Annotated in this window: 13 protein-coding genes; 3 read left to right on the top strand and 10 right to left on the bottom strand. The window is 41.9% G+C overall.

Annotated features, from left to right (window positions below; translation table 11 throughout):
• Positions 1-64 precede the first annotated feature (64 nt).
• Positions 65-3,448, top strand: coding sequence for a glycosyltransferase (locus tag BLR84_RS27935; protein ID WP_090473550.1), 3,384 nt, complete (start codon positions 65-67; stop codon positions 3,446-3,448).
• A gap of 299 nt (positions 3,449-3,747) precedes the next feature.
• Positions 3,748-5,658: an alpha-L-fucosidase gene (locus BLR84_RS27940; RefSeq protein WP_090473551.1), complete on the top strand. Its 1,911-nt coding sequence runs from the start codon at positions 3,748-3,750 to the stop codon at positions 5,656-5,658.
• A gap of 15 nt (positions 5,659-5,673) precedes the next feature.
• Here BLR84_RS27940 and ispF read toward each other — a convergent pair whose 3' ends face one another.
• Positions 5,674-6,156, bottom strand: a complete 483-nt coding sequence (ispF, locus tag BLR84_RS27945) for a 2-C-methyl-D-erythritol 2,4-cyclodiphosphate synthase (protein WP_090473552.1) — start codon at positions 6,154-6,156, stop codon at positions 5,674-5,676.
• A complete protein-coding gene (gene porV / locus BLR84_RS27950; RefSeq protein WP_090473553.1) occupies positions 6,156-7,337 on the bottom strand; it encodes a type IX secretion system outer membrane channel protein PorV in 1,182 nt (393 codons plus the stop codon). The genes ispF and porV overlap by 1 nt, the downstream gene beginning before the upstream one ends.
• 241 nt (positions 7,338-7,578) lie before the next feature.
• Here porV and BLR84_RS27955 point away from each other — a divergent pair, with 241 nt between their 5' ends.
• A complete protein-coding gene (locus tag BLR84_RS27955; RefSeq protein WP_090473554.1) occupies positions 7,579-9,243 on the top strand; it encodes an SUMF1/EgtB/PvdO family nonheme iron enzyme in 1,665 nt (554 codons plus the stop codon).
• A 319-nt stretch (positions 9,244-9,562) separates the two neighbouring features.
• Here BLR84_RS27955 and BLR84_RS27960 read toward each other — a convergent pair whose 3' ends face one another.
• The 8 genes from BLR84_RS27960 to BLR84_RS27995 form a co-directional block, all read right to left on the bottom strand.
• On the bottom strand, positions 9,563-10,936 hold the full coding sequence (locus tag BLR84_RS27960; protein WP_090473555.1) for a RagB/SusD family nutrient uptake outer membrane protein: 1,374 nt from the start codon (positions 10,934-10,936) through the stop codon (positions 9,563-9,565).
• Between the two features lie 18 nt (positions 10,937-10,954).
• Positions 10,955-14,053: a SusC/RagA family TonB-linked outer membrane protein gene (locus BLR84_RS27965; protein WP_090473556.1), complete on the bottom strand. Its 3,099-nt coding sequence runs from the start codon at positions 14,051-14,053 to the stop codon at positions 10,955-10,957.
• A gap of 127 nt (positions 14,054-14,180) precedes the next feature.
• Positions 14,181-14,678 carry an acyl-CoA carboxylase biotin carboxyl carrier protein subunit gene (locus BLR84_RS27970; protein WP_090473557.1) on the bottom strand — a complete coding sequence of 166 codons (498 nt, stop codon included), beginning with the start codon at positions 14,676-14,678 and terminating at the stop codon, positions 14,181-14,183.
• Between the two features lie 113 nt (positions 14,679-14,791).
• Positions 14,792-15,454 (bottom strand): DUF4159 domain-containing protein, encoded by a 663-nt coding sequence (locus BLR84_RS27975; RefSeq protein ID WP_255367064.1) that lies wholly within the window; start codon positions 15,452-15,454, stop codon positions 14,792-14,794.
• Positions 15,451-16,158: a 16S rRNA (uracil(1498)-N(3))-methyltransferase gene (locus tag BLR84_RS27980; RefSeq protein WP_090473622.1), complete on the bottom strand. Its 708-nt coding sequence runs from the start codon at positions 16,156-16,158 to the stop codon at positions 15,451-15,453. The genes BLR84_RS27975 and BLR84_RS27980 overlap by 4 nt, the downstream gene beginning before the upstream one ends.
• Positions 16,159-16,246: 88 nt before the next feature.
• Positions 16,247-17,587: a hemolysin family protein gene (locus tag BLR84_RS27985; protein ID WP_090473558.1), complete on the bottom strand. Its 1,341-nt coding sequence runs from the start codon at positions 17,585-17,587 to the stop codon at positions 16,247-16,249.
• 7 nt (positions 17,588-17,594) lie between these two features.
• Complete coding sequence (locus tag BLR84_RS27990) at positions 17,595-18,140, bottom strand: inorganic diphosphatase (protein ID WP_090473559.1); 546 nt, start codon at positions 18,138-18,140, stop codon at positions 17,595-17,597.
• 19 nt (positions 18,141-18,159) lie between these two features.
• Complete coding sequence (locus BLR84_RS27995) at positions 18,160-18,801, bottom strand: DedA family protein (protein ID WP_090473560.1); 642 nt, start codon at positions 18,799-18,801, stop codon at positions 18,160-18,162.
• Between the last annotated feature and the right edge of the window lie 19 nt (positions 18,802-18,820).

An 18,820-nucleotide genomic window follows, 5' to 3' on the forward strand; every position in this document is an offset into this window, starting at 1 on the left:
CAATATCATTCATTAAATCTTCATCTGTAACCCGTACTTTTAAATTTAGAAGTAAACTCACTTAATGTCTTCAAATAAGCAAGTTTTTCAAGCCGATTCACCAGGTAGATGGAATAAATTCAAGTGGCTAAGCCGCGTACTTCTTGCAGTACTCATCATTGGGATAATAGCTGTAATTGTTACCATTAAGTCAACCTACTACCCCGATCTGCCTAACCTGAACCCGGCTCCAAAAAAAATGTCGAAAGAGGAACTTGACCAGTTAAAAAGGTCGACCAAGTTCAAGTACTTCAATATACAAAAATCCGAGATTGAGGCTATGGAGCGAACCCGGCGTTTGCACCAGCTTAAACACCCGAATAATAAAGACCGTATTAACGCAGCCTTTTACCTGGCCTGGGATCCACAGGCCTATAATTCATTGATCACCAATCTGGGGCACCTGGATATGGTGGTAAGCGAAGGTTTTTCCATCGCCCCAAAAGTTGATACCGTGATTACTAAAATTGATACCGGACTTGTCAATATCAATAAAAAGTTCAATAAGCCGGTGCTCATCATGTTATCCAACTACGTCAATTACAATAACGTAAGCGGTGGCTTTGACACTAAAGACGTTGAACGGATCATTAAAAGCAAGAGGCTCCGTACCGGCTTTATCAGCAGTATTATCAACAGCCTCACTAAACACAAATTCCAGGGTATTAATGTTGATTTTAATGAAATTAAAGACCGTAACAGTAAAGAGTACCTTACCTTTTTGCAGGAGCTTTACAAAGCCTTACATGCCAAAAACTTCCTGGTAACCCAAAACGTAATTGCCGATGATGAAGCTTATGATTTGGTTAAGTTGCAGCATTATAACGACTTTTTGTTTGTTATGGCCATTGATGAGCATTATGATGCCACCAATGCCGGCGACCTGTCAAACCAGCATTGGGTTGAACAAATACTGGATGATGTTTGCAGCAAGGTACCCAGTGAAAAGGTTATTTTAACTTTTGCGGCAGGAGGATACGATTGGCCCGAAAAGAGTGTTGGCCACGCCATAGGTTATCAACAAGCCATCAGTACCGCGCAGGAAAAACAAAGCAAGATCATTTTTGATCCCCTATCCGCCAACCTGCACTTTACCTACCTTGACCAGGATAGTCTTGACCATACCATTTACTTTACGGATGCCGCCACCAATTTTAACGTGATCCGCATGGCCGATGATTGGGCTACCGGCGGTGTGGCCTTGTGGCGCCTGGGATCGGAGGATCCGCGTTTATGGTCGTATTTCCAGAAAAATCTTTCGATCGATTCTTTAAGAAAAACAGGTATCGATCTAAAAAAGCTAACCACGGTAGGCTTAAACAACCGGGTGAACGTTGATTATGACGGCGAAGGCGAGGTACTTGACTTGATCACCTCTCCTACTACCGGCCAGATAGATGTAAAGCTGGATACCAGCAGTTATACCATTACCAATCAACAGTATATTAAACTACCTACCAAGTACGTGATACGCCGCTATGGTTACGCGCCTAAAAAAGTAGTTTTAACTTTTGATGATGGCCCCGATCCCGACTTTACGCCGCGTATTTTAGATATCCTCAAAAAAGAAAATGTACCGGCGGCCTTCTTTGTAGTAGGCTCCATGGCCGAAAAAAACATGCAATTGGTGCGGCGCGAGTATGAAGAAGGTTATGAAATTGGTAACCATACGTTTTTCCACCCGGATATTTCAACCATCAGTCTTGACCGTGTTATTTTAGAGCTTAACTCCACCCGTAAGCTCATTGAATCTATAACCGGGCGAAGTACCATCCTGTTCAGGCCACCATTTAATGCAGATGCCGAGCCACAAACACTGGCCGAGGTTATCCCGGTTGCGGAAAGCCGCAGGCAAAGTTATATTACCATTGGCGAATCTATTGATCCATGGGATTGGCAGCCTGGTGTTACAGCCGACAGTATTATTGCTCGCACCATCAGGCAAAAAGATAATGGATCAATGATATTGCTGCATGATGCCGGCGGCGATACCCGCGAAGAAACGGTAAAAGCATTGCCCGAAATTATCCACTTCTTTAAATCGCATGGATATCAGTTTACTACCATTGCCGATGTATTGGGCAAAACCAAGGCTGATCTGATGCCACCTATACCGAACGACCCGCATACAGGGATCCTGGGGCCGGTTTATGATGTTGCCGTACACGGTTATTATTACGTTAACTGGATACTGATCTACATATTTTTATCGGCTATATTCCTGGCTATTGGCCGTATTGTTTTAATTGGCATACTGGCTGTAAGACAACATAGCGAAAATAAAAAGATGGTAAAAGCACGTGGTGATCATTTCCCGTTGCCACCGGTGAGCATCATTGTGCCTGCCTACAACGAGGAGGTGAATGCTGTTGCTACGATACAAAGTTTATTAAAAACAGAATACTCTTCATTCGAGATCATTTTTGTGGATGACGGATCAAAAGATAAAACATTTGAAGTGGTTTCTGCGGCTTATGAAGGCAATCCGCTGGTTAAGATACTGACCAAACCAAACGGAGGTAAGGCATCTGCCCTTAACTTCGGTATTACTCATGCCAAAAATGATTATGTGGTTTGTATCGACGCTGATACGCAGCTAAAAACAGATGCCATTTATCATTTAATGACCTATTTTACCGATGAGGAGATTGGCGCGGTAGCCGGTACGGTAAAAGTAGGTAACGAAACCAATATTATAACCCGTTGGCAGTCTATCGAGTACATTACAGCTCAAAATATGGATCGCCGCGCATTTGACCTCATCAACAGTATTACCGTAGTACCCGGTGCTATTGGCGCGTTCCGGAAATCGGCCATATTTAAAGCGGGCGGCTTTACCTATGATACGCTCGCCGAGGATTGCGATTTGACCATGCGTATATTAAAGCAAGGCTATATTGTAAAAAATTGCGCCGATGCCATTGCCTATACCGAAGCACCAGAAACAGTGAATATGCTATTGAAACAGCGTTTCCGCTGGAGCTTTGGTGTAATACAAAGCTTCTGGAAAAACCGCGACGCGCTGTTTAACAAAAAATATAAGTTCTTCGGGATGGTGGGCATGCCTAACATTTTGATCTTCCAGATCATATTGCCCTTGTTTTCGCCACTGGCAGATCTGATGATGATATTCGCTCTTTTTGGTGCCAAACCCGAGAAAATGCTGTTCTACTATGTAGCCTTTGTTTTGATCGATTTTATTGTGGGCATCATCGCTTTCCGTATGGAAAAAGAGGATTACCGAAAGCTTATTTACATTATCCCACAACGCTTTATGTGGCGCCAGTTGATGTATTACGTGTTGTTTAAATCTATCAGAAAAGCTTTAAAAGGTGAGCTTAGCGGCTGGGGAGTACTCAAACGTACAGGCAACGTTAAGGTTGAGAAAGAAAAGGAAAATCAGGTTTAAAAGGACCTCCAAAGCGTCATTGGGAAAAGCCCCCTCTAAACGGCGAAGCCCTCATGTTATAATCTCCCCAAAGGGGGAGATTATAACATGAGTGTTTAAAGCCCTCTCCTTTGGAGAGGGTTGGGTGAGGCTCTTACTTTGCTCTTCGCAATGCCCCCTCTGTTAAAGTTATTACCGCTTTACGATTATACTAATAGCTAAAATACGATCATATGCCAATCGAGTGTATAGATATGCTCAATTCTGCCATTAAATAAGTTGAGAATTAAACGATATTGGTCGGTACCTATTTTTGACCAATGACCAATAAGATACCTGCAGTATGCCCTTCCTGGCTTTCATACCTGTTGATTTTATGTTTCAGTATATCCGCGTTAACAACCGTAGCTCAGGATAAAGGCGATGAGGACAAAACCATGGCCAACACCGTTAAAACACGTGATCAAAAGGCTATTGAGGAAGCTATGCATGGCTGGTGGCCGGCATCGATGAAAACACGGGACGCCCGGATTGCCTGGTGGCGTGATGCCCGTTTTGGGATGTTTATACATTGGGGGATATACTCATTACCTGCCGGGGAATGGGATGGCAAAAATACCGGCGGCTATGCCGAACACCTGATGCGTAAGGCTAAAATACCACGTTCAACCTACCTGGAACTGGCGCACCGGTTTAATCCTGTAAAATTTAACCCCGATAAATGGGTACAGGCAGCCAAATATGCAGGAATGCGATATCTGATCATTACGGCCAAGCATCATGATGGTTTTGCCATGTACAATTCGCAGGTATCCGACTACAATGTGGTTAAACAAACCACCTGGAAACACGACCCTATGGTTGATCTGGCTGCAGCATGCAAAAAATACGGCATTAAGTTCGGCTTTTATTATTCGCATGCTTTTGACTGGGAACATCCGGATGCGCCGGGTAACGATTGGGATTACCAAAACCCGGGAGGCGATCTGAATTTATTTGGCGGGCGCGACTGGTATGATCTGCACCCGGAGTTATTGCCTAAAGCGGTTAATTATGTCAATAAAAAGGCCATCCCGCAGATAAAAGAGCTCATCACCAAATATCATCCGGATATATTGTGGTTTGATACACCGCAAAAACTACCGCTATCAGAAAACATCCGTATCCTGAAGGCTATCCGTGAAACCGACCCTAACATTGTAGTGAACGGAAGACTGGTACGGGGAAACGGCAATTTACAGATGGGCGATTATAAAAACACCGGCGACCGCCCCGCAGAGTTTTTCCCGGCAAGTGGCGACTGGGAAGCTATACCTACTACCAATGAATCATATGGCTACTCAAAATTTGATAAAAGCCATAAACCTGTCGGCTTTTTTATCCGGTTATTAGCCAAAGCAGCATCGCGCGGAGGCAACCTGCTGATGAATATAGGTCCCATGGGCAATGGAGAATTTGCGCCTGAGGATACGGCCATTTTGCAGGGCATAGGCCGGTGGATGAGCAAAAACTCGGCAAGTATCTATCAAACTACCAAAACCCCTTTACCCTATCAAAGCTGGGGTGTATCAACAAGAAAAAACAACCTGCTCTATCTGCACGTATTTAACTGGCCCAAAAATGGCAAATTGATAGTAGGAGGCTTAAAAAGCAAGGTTAATAAAGTGTGGCTGCTGGCTGATAAAAAAGAGTTACAATTTACCCGGATCGATCCGCTTGATATAGCTATTCATTTACCTGTTCAAGCTCCTGATACCAGTAACACGGTTCTGTTAATGGAAACAACAGGGTCAATAGAAACAGATACTTTGCGCCTGTTAGCAAGTCGTGAAACAACCAATCGTCTATTGGCATTTGATGCACGGCTGGAAGGTAAAGGCTTTGGTTTTGGCGATGGAAAAACAAACAGCTACTACGTAGAAGGTTGGAAAAATACTCATCAATCTGTAAATTGGGACTTCAGACTAATTGAACCTGCTACTTATAAAATACTTTTAAAGTACGTAGCAGATAATGTTGATGACGGCACTTATGAGTTGAGTATTGGCACCCTTAAAGTAAAAGGCAGCATTGATGCCATACCTAAAGGCGCACAGGTTAAAGAACAGGTATTGGGAACCGTTACGCTGGAACCGGGCGTACATAGCCTAACTATTGCACCGGTTGAAATAAAGAAAGCTGGCTTAATGAAGATATTAGAGGTGCGACTAATACCTGTAGGCTCAGAATAAGGAAATACAACTATCTTAATCGCGCTCAATAAGGCAAACCGCATAGGCTACTACACCCTCTTCGCGGCCAATAAAGCCCATTTGTTCATTAGTGGTTGCTTTAATGGATATATCTTCCTCGCTGATAGACGCGGCTTCGGCTATATAGGTCTTCATGGCTGGTATATGCGGGTTTATCTTGGGGGCTTCAAGGCACACCATCGCATCAATATTGCCAATAGTAAAACCTTTTTCTTTGATCAGTACCACCACATGCTGTAACAGTACCAGACTACTGATCCCTTTCCAGCGATTATCTGTATTGGAGAAATGAAATCCGATATCGCGCAAATTAGCTGCTCCCAGCAAGGCATCGCAAATAGCATGTAACAATACATCGGCATCTGAATGCCCATAAGCACCAGAATGATGCTCTAACTTTACACCGCCTAAAACAAATGGGTGCTGCTCTTTTAACTGATGTACATCAAACCCAAAACCTACTTTTATTTTACCCATTATCTTCTACCCACGTTTGATATACCACCAAAATTTGCCGACAAGGTAAAGCGCAACGTATTAGCCAAAGGGCTATTTTGCTGACTGGCCGCCAGGTATGAAAAATCGAAATTAAAGATATTATACTTCATACCTAAACCCAGGGTAAGGTAGTGCCTGTCGCCCTTATCCGGGTTTTCATAAAAATATCCGGCCCTAACCGCAAATTGATGGTTATACCAGTATTCAACACCCGGAGAGAAGCTAATCTCTTTCAACTCTTCACTAAAGCCACCCGGAGCATCACCAAATGACTGGAAGATACCGGCTGGTACAGATACATCATCATCATGTCCTTTGATGATATTTCCGTTTGCATCACGTATAGGAGGTGTAGGCACCAATAATTTATTAATATCAAAAGTGGCGGTCAGCTCATTGGTTTCATCAAGCTCCCAGGTATTGGCCACACCTAATTTTAAATTGGTGGGTAAAAAGTATTTCGGCCCCACATCACTGTAGCCTATTTTTGTACCGATGTTGGAGATATGCGCGCCAAAGGCAAAAAGATTTGCACTGCCATACGGTTTTTTGTAGAATAATGACACATCTGCAGCAATCGCGTTACCTGGTTTGTTAACCTGTCCCGATCCCTGCGCAAAAGATATACTTGATATGCTTGAGCGTATATACCGCAGCGTTAATCCTAAGGAGAGATTCTCTCCAAATTTACGGGCAAATGAACCATCTATCGAAAACTCATTAGGGGTGTAAGTACCCTGATCATTTGACTGATCGTCAGTTAATTGTACCGAGCCGTAATTAAAATAGCGCATAGACGCTCCTATGGTATTACGGTCATTTAATTTATGGGCATAGCTCAGATATGAAAGGCTGATATCGGGTACCAGGTGTCGTAACCAGGGGCTATAAGATAATGAAAGCGCATCATTGCTCTCCAGAAATGCGAGTTTAGACGGGTTCCAGAAATTCGCGTTAACATCTGGCGAGATAGCAACACCAGCATCACCCATTGCCCCTGAGCGCGAATCCGGAGATATATTTAAAAAAGGTACCTGAACAGGTATTGCCCTGATACTGCTACCATCAGTACTTGTGCCTACTGGGGTTTGTGCAATAACCGAAACTGGTAGCAGAAAGAGCACGGAATAAACAAAATAGCGAAAGGTAGACAACTTCATTGGGTGAATTTAGCTTTAATAATTTAATTCATATACAGGTACGCCCAAAATTTTACTCAGCATTTTTTAAGAACTATTGCAATAATTGCTCAATCAAAAAAAGCAAACTGGTGCAACTAATTTCAACAAATTTTCGTTCAAATGTCTGATAATAGTTTGAATTATTTTGAATAATGGTTTATGCGCAGTAGCATTATACCCATTTTTTTCTAAATTTACCTTATAATATAACCGTAAAAATATGAAAATACTTTTTACTAAAACTGCTTTCGTGCTGTTGGCTGTAAGTGCCGTGGTAAGCAGCTGCAGTAAACAACACGAAACTTCGCAAAAAACCGGGATCACTTATAACGACAAAAACAATGGTGGTTATGTACGATTCAGGCAAACCCATCCCTCACCAGGGCCCGGTTTGGTGCCCATTGAAGGTGGTACTTTTGTGATGGGTGGCAGTGCAGACCAGGATGTTGCTTACGACTATAATAATGTAAAACGCAGGGTAACCGTTCCTTCATTTTATATGGATGAAACCGAAGTATCCAATCAGGATTGGCTTGATTATCTGCACTGGACGGCTATTACTTTTCCAAATGACAGGGAGTTATATTACGATGCTTTGCCCGATACTTTGGTATGGCGTAAACCATTATCATACAATGAGCCTTACGTAGATAACTATTTGCGTCACCCAGCGTTTCAGGATTACCCTGTAGTGGGCGTAACCTGGGATCAGGCGCAGGACTATTGCCAATGGCGTACCGACCGTACCAATGAGAATATCTTACGCGAGTCGGGCCGTATGGTAGCCTGGAAAGATTTGAATGGTGGCAAAAATGGACAATCAGCTGCATCAGCAGAACCTTACAATAACGACATGTACCTTAACGGTCAGCAAAGAGGACCTGGTTTTGACGGAAAGAAAATGATGCCAGACCTGAGTCCGAACGCGCCGGCAGGTGCAGGCAAAGGTGGTAAACCCGTAAGGCCCGTACGGATGGAAGATGGTATACTGAAACAAGGCTACCGCCTGCCATCAGAGGCCGAATGGGAATACGCTGCACTGGCTTTGGCAGGCAATACCCAATTTGAAAATATCGACGACGGTAAAATGTATCCATGGAATGGCCTGGGTGTACGCTCTGCCAAGAGTAAAACCCGGGGTTTAATAATGGCCAACTTTAAACGCGGTGCCGGTGATAATGCTGGTGTTGGAGGTTACCTGAATGATAAGGCGGATATCACCGCGCCGGTACGTTCATATGCACCAAACGATTTTGGTTTGTATAACATGGCTGGTAATGTAAACGAATGGGTTGCCGATACTTACCGCCAAACCTCATTTGAAGAGTTTGATGACTTTAACCCGTTCCGTGGTAACGAATACACCAATAAACGTTTAGCCGACCCATCAAAAGGCCTTTACGCCAAAGATAAATACGGTCGCCCGATCAAAGATCCGGCAAAAGCCAACAGAAAATTAAAATACAGTGAGCTTTTAGCCTTACAAGGTCAACGCCCGGATTCAATCAATGCAACAACAGCTGCCCCGGCAGCTAATGGCAGCGTGGCTGCTGCTAATGCTGCAAGTGCGAATGCACAATTAGCTGTCCGCAATTCGGGTAAAGCATTTAATCCCGATTTGAGGGGCGATAAAGACACCGTTAACCTGTCCTTGTACGGAAATACTACGCTTGTTAACAACCGTTCAAAAGTTTACAAGGGAGGTTCCTGGAACGATATGGCTTATTGGTTAAATCCGGCCAGCCGCCGTTTTATGGATCAGGATGAGGCCAGTGCCGAAGTTGGTTTCCGCTGCGCGATGACCTTGGTTGGCGCACCTGAAATCTACCCTACCGGCAAACCTCATTATGGGGTTAAAAAAGCTAAAACTTTCAAGTCGAGATAACACAAGATCATTATAATCCTAAACAGAAGATGCCGTTCAATAACTGAACGGCATCTTCTGTTTATAACTACATTTACGGGCATCGGCCTTTAAGCATATTGTCCCATTTGTGAAGAAGCCGGTAGTCCTGAATTCATAACATTATAATAAACCACTATCTCTATAATAAAAGATTATTGGGCGGTCTATAATCTGCTTGCTTTTATTTTTCTGTTCGTAAGCCAGATATGGTAACCTGATAAAACTCTCTCTTTAACTAATAAAAAAACCGGCCTTATGATAGGCCGGTTTTTTTATTTTGTTTTATAAATCAGGTTAATTAATAACCATCATTTTGTTTCAGGTTCTTGTTAGCGTTTATTTCTAACAAGGGTATAGGGAATACCAACCTTGGAGAGGTATAAGGCAAAGCACCTACATTTTGTTTCAAACGCTTGGCATCATGCAAAAAGAAACCACCTTCAAAAGCCAGCTCTAATCGCCTTTCTTTCAAGATCTGATCAAGGGTAACAGAAGTTAGCGCGGTTAGACCTGCCCGGGCTCTGATCACGTTGATATCCTCAACAGGTGTTGCACCTGTTGATGTGCCCAGACGGAAGTTTGCTTCGGCCCGTATCAAGTATAACTCAGCCAGGCGTATTACGCGTACATTGCCGTATAAATTATCAAATTTATCAACCTGTAATGAACCACCGGAATCCTCGTTGTAAACAGCAAGCCGTCCGTCTCCTTCTTCAAATTCATCCAGGAAGGTTGACCTAACTGAAATATCACCACGGCCTGCATAATCAGACGAAGCGTAAAAGGTATTCAGGTCATTTACGCCTTGCTGAGCGGTTACCTGTATGGCAAAAATATCTTCTGTTGTATTATCAACATGAACCGCATTTTGGTTAGGAAAAGGAAATTCATCGGCATAGTTGGCAACCAAACTGTATGCCCCACTGCTAATAACTTTTGTAGCTTCTGTAACGGCTTTTGCATATTGTCCCTGTTGTAAATATATTCTGGCAAGTATGGCTGATGCAGCATAAGTATTGGCGTAAAAAGAAGTTGAAGTAGTCAGTTTTGTTTCAGCATCCGTAAGATCGGCTATAGCCTGGGCGTATACCTGCGCTACAGTTGACCGTGATGGATAAGAGTCAGTCCCGATAACTGTTGTTGGTTTCAATACTATCGGCACCGCTAAATTAACATTAGGATCGCCATCATTCCATGATTTACCAAATAAGCGGGCCATATCAAAATACATTAATCCGCGCAAAAATTTGGCTTGCCCTTCGTATGAGTTTTTATTGGCTGCGGTTGCCTTATCCAGGTTAGCCAATACATAATTAGCCTGATTATTTACCCGGTAAGCATCCAACCAATAATTATCAACATAACCGTTGTTTATAGTTACTCGCTGGTTTACCATTTCGGTAAGATCCTGAAAAGTCCCACTCCATTTAACTACGCTTTGGCTTGCCATCAGGTCGGGCATTAAAAAAACATCGCCCCCATAAATATATGATAACCCAGCCCGGTTATATGCACCTATCAGGTTACTTTGTACATCTTTATCGGTTGTGATAGCATCGGTAGCATCTATCTGGTCATGTGGTTTTAAGTCTAATTGTTTTTTACAAGCGGTTAATGCTGTTATGGCGCTAACAACCGTAATGATTTTTATATATGATCTAAGTTTTTTCATCTCTACAATTATTAAATATTACAATCCTACGTTAACACCAAAAGTAATTGTACGCGGTTGTGGAGCCGAGTAAAAATCAACACCCTGATTGATAGTACTTGCCTGATAATCGGCGTTAACTTCCGGATCCCAGCCTTTATACTTGGTTATCAGGAACAGGTTGTAAGCGTTAACAAATACCCTTGCTCTATCCAGTTTAATTTTTGACAACACACTTTTAGGGATGTTATAACCAAAAGCAACCGTTTTACAACGCACGTATGAACCGCCAGACAGATACCGGCTGGAAGGACTGGTACCGTTAGAATAAAACAAACGAGGTTCGGGTATATTGGTGATATCACCTGGTTTGTCCCAATACTTTAACTGATCAACGGTTTGGTTATCAAATCCATTACTGGCACTCGCGCTCATATACTGGCCTCCGCTATTGTAGATCTTATTTCCGAATGAACCCTGGAAGGTAACAGCCAGATCAAAACCGGCATAGTTAAATGTATTGGTTATACCACCTGTAACGCTTGGTATTGGGTTACCTAATACCACACTTGATGCCTGATTGTAATTATTGGTTGTGCTGCGGTCAATTACTTTTCCGCTGGCATCTTTGGTGTTTTTATAATACAAGGCATCGCCATTAGCCGGATCTACACCGGCATACTCCGGTCCGTAAAATACGCCTATCTGTTGTCCTTCAATTACCCTGTTTAAATCATTTGTACCAATAATCTGTCCATTAACATACGTAACTTTATTTTTAAGATAAGCCAGGTTAAAAGCGGTTGTCCATTTAAATTTGCCAACAAAATTGTCCGATGATACGGTTATCTCATAGCCCCGATTATACAATTTACCCAAATTTTGTGTTTGCGTGGCAATACCCAATGTTTGAGGTACGTTTACGTCAAGCAAAAGGTCACGGGTACTTTTGTTGTAATAATCAAACGTCGCATTTAAACGGTTATTAAAAAAGCCTACCTCTAAACCCAAATCAAGTTGCGCTGTGGTTTCCCATTTCAGATTAGGATTAGCCAATTGATAAAAACGCTGACCCGGTACACCATTGTAGCCGGCATCGCCATAAAATAAGCCTAATGAAGCATAATTACCAATATTACCATTACCAGTTAAACCATAGCTGGCTTTCAACTTTAAATTGCTGAAAGTTTTGGAGTCCTTCAAAAAATCTTCCTGACTCAGTACCCAACCGGCAGACGCAGCAGGGAAATAACCATAGCGGTTTTTTTCGCTGAATCTGGAAGATCCCTGAGCAGTAGCACTTACTGTTAACAAGTATTTACTCTTGTAAGCATAGTTGGCTCTTGCAAAATAGGATACAAAACTATATTCAGACCGTTTGGAGTAGCCTCCAGATTTTACAGCCGCGTCAATAATTTGCTTATACGCGTCTGAAGGAAATTGCTGACCCTGAATATCGTTACCCGCATTATTATAATACTCATAACTTGTACCTGCCGTTGCATCTAAGGTATTATCCGCCCCGAAAGTATCCTTATAAGTAAAGTAATTGTTCACCGTAAAATGCGACACGGTAGTTTGGGTATTTTCACCAAATCCATTCGGTTGCCCGCTATTTCTCAAAGTGGCTACACCCTGGTAGGAGTCCTCATTCTGGTTAGTTTGATCTACACCAAATTCCGACCGGAATGAAAGTTTTTTGAGGATCTGCCAGTTGCCATATACATTACCTAACGTGCGGTAAACATTGGTATGGAAATAAGCATTATCAACATTAATTAAAGGATTATAATAAACCGGATAATTACCTGACTGCCCCGGAGGAGTGCCACTTATTAAACCACTACGGGGATCGATGATAGGAGTAATTGGCGACAATGCAACAATTTGCAATGGCGTGCCAAACGAGTTATCATTATCAATACGCTTGTTTAAAGTATGGGTAAAGTTTAAATTCATACCTACATCCAGGTTCTTATATACCTTGGTATTCAGGTTTATACGGCCCGACATCCTGATGAAGCCATTCCCTTTAAGTATACCTGTTTGATCAAGATATTGACCACCGATGTAATAGGTTGTTTTTTCGTTACCGCCGGATATATTCAAGTCATATATGGATTGCGGAGCATGTTGAAAAGCCTGTTTCTCCCAGTCGGTATTGGTTTTACCCCAATCCGTACTGCCCGCTGCATACCGGGTAAATCTACTTTCCACAAATGCTTTTTCGTCAGCTATAGCATCTTCAACTGTAGCGTAACCCAAATCCGGATTTAAAAAGTCTTGTTTACCAGCACCAATAGCAGCACGCTCTTCTAAGGCCATCCATTGGGTACTATTTAAAAACTCGCGATGGCGCGAAGGCTTGCTTGTGCCCCATTGCGCTGAAAAGTTAACCTTGGCATCACCTGCCTTACCCTTTTTTGTAGTAATGAGTAGTACACCATTTGATGCACGTGCACCGTATATAGCCGTAGCCGACGCATCTTTCAGGATCTGAACGGATTCAACATCATTAAAGTTGATATCCGCAAGCGGATCTGTACCGGCCGTTGTTGTTGAGATATCAGTACTGGTGGTAACAATACCGTCAATTACTACTAAAGGTTGTGTACCTGCCGAAATGGAAGCAGTACCACGGATGCTTATTTTGATACCCTGTCCCAGTTTACCATTATTGGCCTGGATGTTTACACCTGCCGCTTTACCTTGTATGGCTTGCTCAAGTGTAGTTACCGGAGTATTCTGTATCTCTTTTGATGATACTGTAGCGATAGATCCGGTTATAGCCTGTCTCTGTTGTGAACCATAACCAACTACTACAACTTCGGTAAGTTGTTTAGAATCTGACTCCAGTTGTACATTTAACGGTTTTCCATTGATAGGAAGTTCGGTTTCCTTAAATCCAAGGAATCTAAAAACCAGCACCTTTGCAGTAGCCGGAACCGTAAGGCTGTATGTGCCATTTACACCGGTTTGAGTGCCAACTCCCTGAGCCCCTTTTACAGTTACACTTACCCCAGGTAAGGGCGAACCGTCTTTCTGATCTGTTATTTTACCTGTAATAACACGGCTTTGTGCTAAACCAAATGTAATACAAGAAAACAACAACAAAATTGTTAGTAAATTTTTCTTCATATAGTGAAATATTAAATTGAGAAAAGTAATTTAATAAAAAATGAATAAATAAACAATAAAAACCATAAAAAAACGTTAGCTTTTTTGCGATTTACATCAAATAGTGTCCAAAAAGTAGGTGAGTTTATTAAAATCCCATCAGGATCTGTCCCTTCTCTACTTTATCACCTGCCTTTACTTTTATACTCCTTATAGAAACATCCGCCGGCGATTTGATGATGTTTTCCATTTTCATAGCCTCAAGCACCAACAGGTTATCACCCTTTTTAACCTCATCGCCTTCAGAGGCAAAAACTTTAAGTACCATACCAGGCATCGGGGCTTTTATTTCACTCACCCTCGTGCTGTTCAGGCTACTTAAGCCCAGTTTATCCAGCAATACATCAAATTGATCTTTGGCGGTTATGGAATAAGTATTGGCGTTTATTTTAATCTCGGCAGTTTTATCAGAGCTGTTAAAACTAACCACTTCTACCCTATACGATCTGTTGTTTTCAATAACGTGATAGATCCCCTCTCCAATATGCTTAATATCTGGCTCAATTTTGGCATTGTTCACCAACAGGTTCTCCCCTGTCCGGTTAACTTCAATATCATGCCGATTATTTACCTTGAGTTGATACATTCGTTTTGAATATTAGGATAAAGTGGTTAAAAGCTGTTTTTAGGAAACAACCATTATAAAGTTATCAATTATTATCCTCAATAACAATTATATAAAACACCTATCTGGTGTTTTTATTGAGTAAATATATATTGAATAAGATTTGCGCCCATTTTTAAGGCTTTTAAGCGGGCTTCCTGCGTATCGCCGGCATAGGTGCCATAATCTTCCCAGCCATTGCCCAGATCGCACTCATAGGTATAAAAACACACTAGTCTGCCTTTGTAAATAAGCCCGAAGCCCTGCGCCCGTTTACCATCATGTTCATGAATTTTAGGCAGGCCATTGGGGAAGGGATATTTTTGATGATAGATGAGATGATTAACCGGCAATTCTACAAAATCAAGCTCCGGGAAAACCTTTTTCATTTGCGGACGAATAAATTTATCAAAACCATAATTATCGTCGATATGCAGAAAACCGCCTCCGGTTAAATACTTGCGCAGATTGCGCGCCTCCTGATCGGTAAATATCACGTTGCCATGACCTGTCATAAAGGTAAAGGGATAATTAAACAACGAAGCGCTGCCTACTTCTACTACATCGTCATCGGCCTCAAAGTTGGTTTTTAAATTTTCGTTGCAAAATTTGATCAGGTTGGGCAATGCGGTTCTATCGCCGTACCAGTCGCCACCGCCGCTATATTTAAGCCGTGCAATTTTGTAAGCAGGATTGTTAAAGCTACTCATGAATATAATGGCAGCAAAAGCAAAACAAAAAATTTTAGCTATTTTCATATGCGATTTAAAAAGTTCACCTCAAAACAGGCTTCGAGTGCTGCTGTTTCGGTACGCAGGCGGCTTTCACCTAAAGTTATGGGTTTAAAACCGTTTTGCAAAGCACTTTCAATTTCGGCGGGGGTAAAATCACCTTCAGGTCCTATCAATATCAGGTAACGGCCATGTGGCAGTAACTCATCACGCAGGTTAAGTTTATCGCCTGGTTCGCAATGTGCGATAAACTTTTGTCCATCAAACGGGCGCGATAAAAGTTCATTTAACTTTACCGGTTCATTTAAAACCGGATGGTAAGCTTTAATAGACTGTTTTATAGCCGCTGTAATGATCTTGTTTAAACGATCAACCTTAGCTTCCTTACGCTCTGATCGTTGAGTGATGATCAATGATACCTCATCAATACCAATCTCGGTGGCTTTCTCCAGAAACCACTCCAGGCGTTCAATATTTTTGGTAGGGGCTACTGCTAAGTGCAGGTAATGGTTACGTTTGTTATAGTTTTCTGTAACCGAAGTAATTTGCAGTATGGTACGCTTAGGATGGGCATCCTGTATCACCGCGGTATAAAAGCCGCCACGGCCGTCAATCAGTTGTACTTCGCTGCCTGCCTCCAGCCGCAATACACGGATAGCATGCTTGCTTTCTTCTTCACTAAGAAAATATTGCGGGTGCGAGGGTGCTATATCAGGTGTATAAAAAAGCATAAAATCAAAAGCTGAAAGCTTAAGGCTTAAAGCCAAAAGTCTGAATACATAAAGCTTTGTGCTTTCAGCCTTAAGCTTTCAGCATCACTCAGTGTAAATCTACCGCATCTTCTTCATTTATCAGCAACTCTAATTTAACTGATTCGATGTTTTGATCGGATTTACGCAACACGGTAATATTATATCCGTTTGATTCTTTTTGTTCGCCTACGTCTGGGATCTTGCCAAATATATCTCCAAGCCATCCCGATACCGTATCAAAGTCGCCATCTTCCGGAAGATCATGCGGCAGATGTTCATTCACATCATATATAGGGGCAAGCGCATTCACGATAAATTCCCGGTCGTTCACTTTTTCAACAATAGGTTTTTCCTCATCGTACTCATCCTGTATCTCGCCCACCAGTTCTTCTACAATATCTTCCAACGTAACCATACCCGCTGTGCCACCAAATTCATCAAGCACAATAGCTATCTGAATCCGTTTCTGCTGCAATTCGGCCATCAGATCATTGATCTTCTTGGTTTCAGGAATAAAATAGGGCTTGCGGATAATGTTTTTTAACACGATCTCCTCATTCCGGGCCAACAACGGTAAGATATCTTTGGCGTGTACAATTCCAATGATCTTATCGATCACATCATCATAAACAGGCATGCGTGAATATCCTTCGGTGATGATCATATCCAGCAGTTCTTCTTTGGTAGAACTGATATCAATGCCTGATATTTTTGTACGGGGCACCATGATGTTCTTAACCACACGCTCGTTAAAATCAAACACGTTCTGGATCAGTTCATGTTCGTTTGAATCTAAAGCGCCTGATTCTTTACCTTGTTCAAGCAGGTATTGTAATTCTTCGGAGCTGTGATGAGCTTCTCCGCCTTCTAAAGTATTAATACCTAAAAGCCTCAAAATAAAATTAGCAAACCCATTTAACAACCATATCAAAGGTTTGAAAAACACAAAGAAAAACCTAAGTGGAAGAGAAACCGCCAGCACGGTACGTACCGATTTTTGAATGGCTATTGATTTAGGAGCAAGTTCACCAAATACAATATGCAATACCGTAATAAAGGTAAAAGCTAAAATATGACTGGCAGTAATAAAACCACTGGAAAGCGTTATTCCAATGGCCAGAAAGCCCCTGATCACAATATTAGTGGCTACTTCTTCACCCACAACACCTAATGCCAGTGATGCTATAGTGATGCCTAATTGTGTTGCAGCCAGGTAACCATCCAGGTTGTGTAATATGCCGCGAGCAACCTTGGCAACTCCACTTCCTGATTTGGCCTTTATTTCAATTTGTGAACCCCGTACCCTTACCATGGCAAACTCTGCGGCTACAAAAAAACCGTTGAGCAAAACCAGGAATACGGTTGCAATTAAATAAAAAGTACTTATTTCGTAATGCGCGGGGTCCATCTATTAATTATTGCGTGACAGGAAATGTAGTCTTATACAGTTCCAAACTTTCTTGTATCACCTTATGTGCGTAACGTAAACCCAATAAATGTTCAATGGTTACGTTTTTACCTTCCAGCTTTTTGTAATCTTTAAAGAAACGAACGATCTCGGTCATGGCATGCGGGGGCAGCTCATTCAGGTCGTTGATATAATTTACTGACATGTCATTTTTGGCTACTGCAATGATCTTATCATCCTGCTCGCCATTATCAACCATGTGCATCACACCTACAACTTTGGCCTCGATGATCGACATGGGGAATACGTCAATAGAGCATAACACCAGGATGTCCAGCGGATCTTTATCATCACAATAAGTTTGCGGGATAAAACCATAGTTTGCAGGGTACATTACCGACGAAAATAAAACACGATCAAGCTTTAATAAACCTGAATCTTTATCAATTTCATATTTGGCTTTTGAACCTTTAGGGATTTCGATGATTGCATTAACAATTTCAGGGATATTTTCGCCAGGAGAAACCTGGTGCCAGGGGTGTTGTGTACTCATTTAGTATATTCTATTTATATTATTTATTTTCTTTTGCTTCTAATATTTTCTTTCTTACATAAGCTACTATCAACGGAATAGAAGTAGCTATGATCAATCCTAAAACAATGTACTGCAGATAATCTTTTAACTGCGGAAAGCGTTTTCCCAGAAAAAAGCCGCTCAGGGTAAACGCGCATACCCAGGTTACACTGCCTATAAAGTTAAATAAAGTAAACCTCTTTATATCAACCTTTACCACACCTGCAAATATAGGGGCAAATGTTCTAACTATAGGGAAAAATCTGCCTAAAATCAAAGCCATGCCACCATACTTATTATAAAAATCGCTGGCCAGTGTCACGTATCGTTTTTTAAAGAACAGGGAATCATTTTTATTGAACAATACCGGCCCCGTTCGATATCCGAACCAATAGCCAGCAAAGTTACCTAATACTCCGGCACCAATAAGCGATAAAACCAATGTGGATATAGTTACATCAACCTTCCCTGCCGCACACAGCAGGCCTGCCATGAACAGCAGATAATCTCCCGGTAAAAAAAAACCAAAAAATAGGCCGGTTTCAGCAAACACAACAACAAGCAAGAGATAAAAGCCCCCCCTGCTTATAATGGATTGAGCGTCCGTTAAATTTTGAAGGTATTCCCAAAAACTTTCCATTCACTATATCTGTAAAACT

The sequence above is a fragment of the Mucilaginibacter sp. OK268 genome, from assembly GCF_900103125.1.
Taxonomy (GTDB): Bacteria; Bacteroidota; Bacteroidia; order Sphingobacteriales; family Sphingobacteriaceae; genus Mucilaginibacter.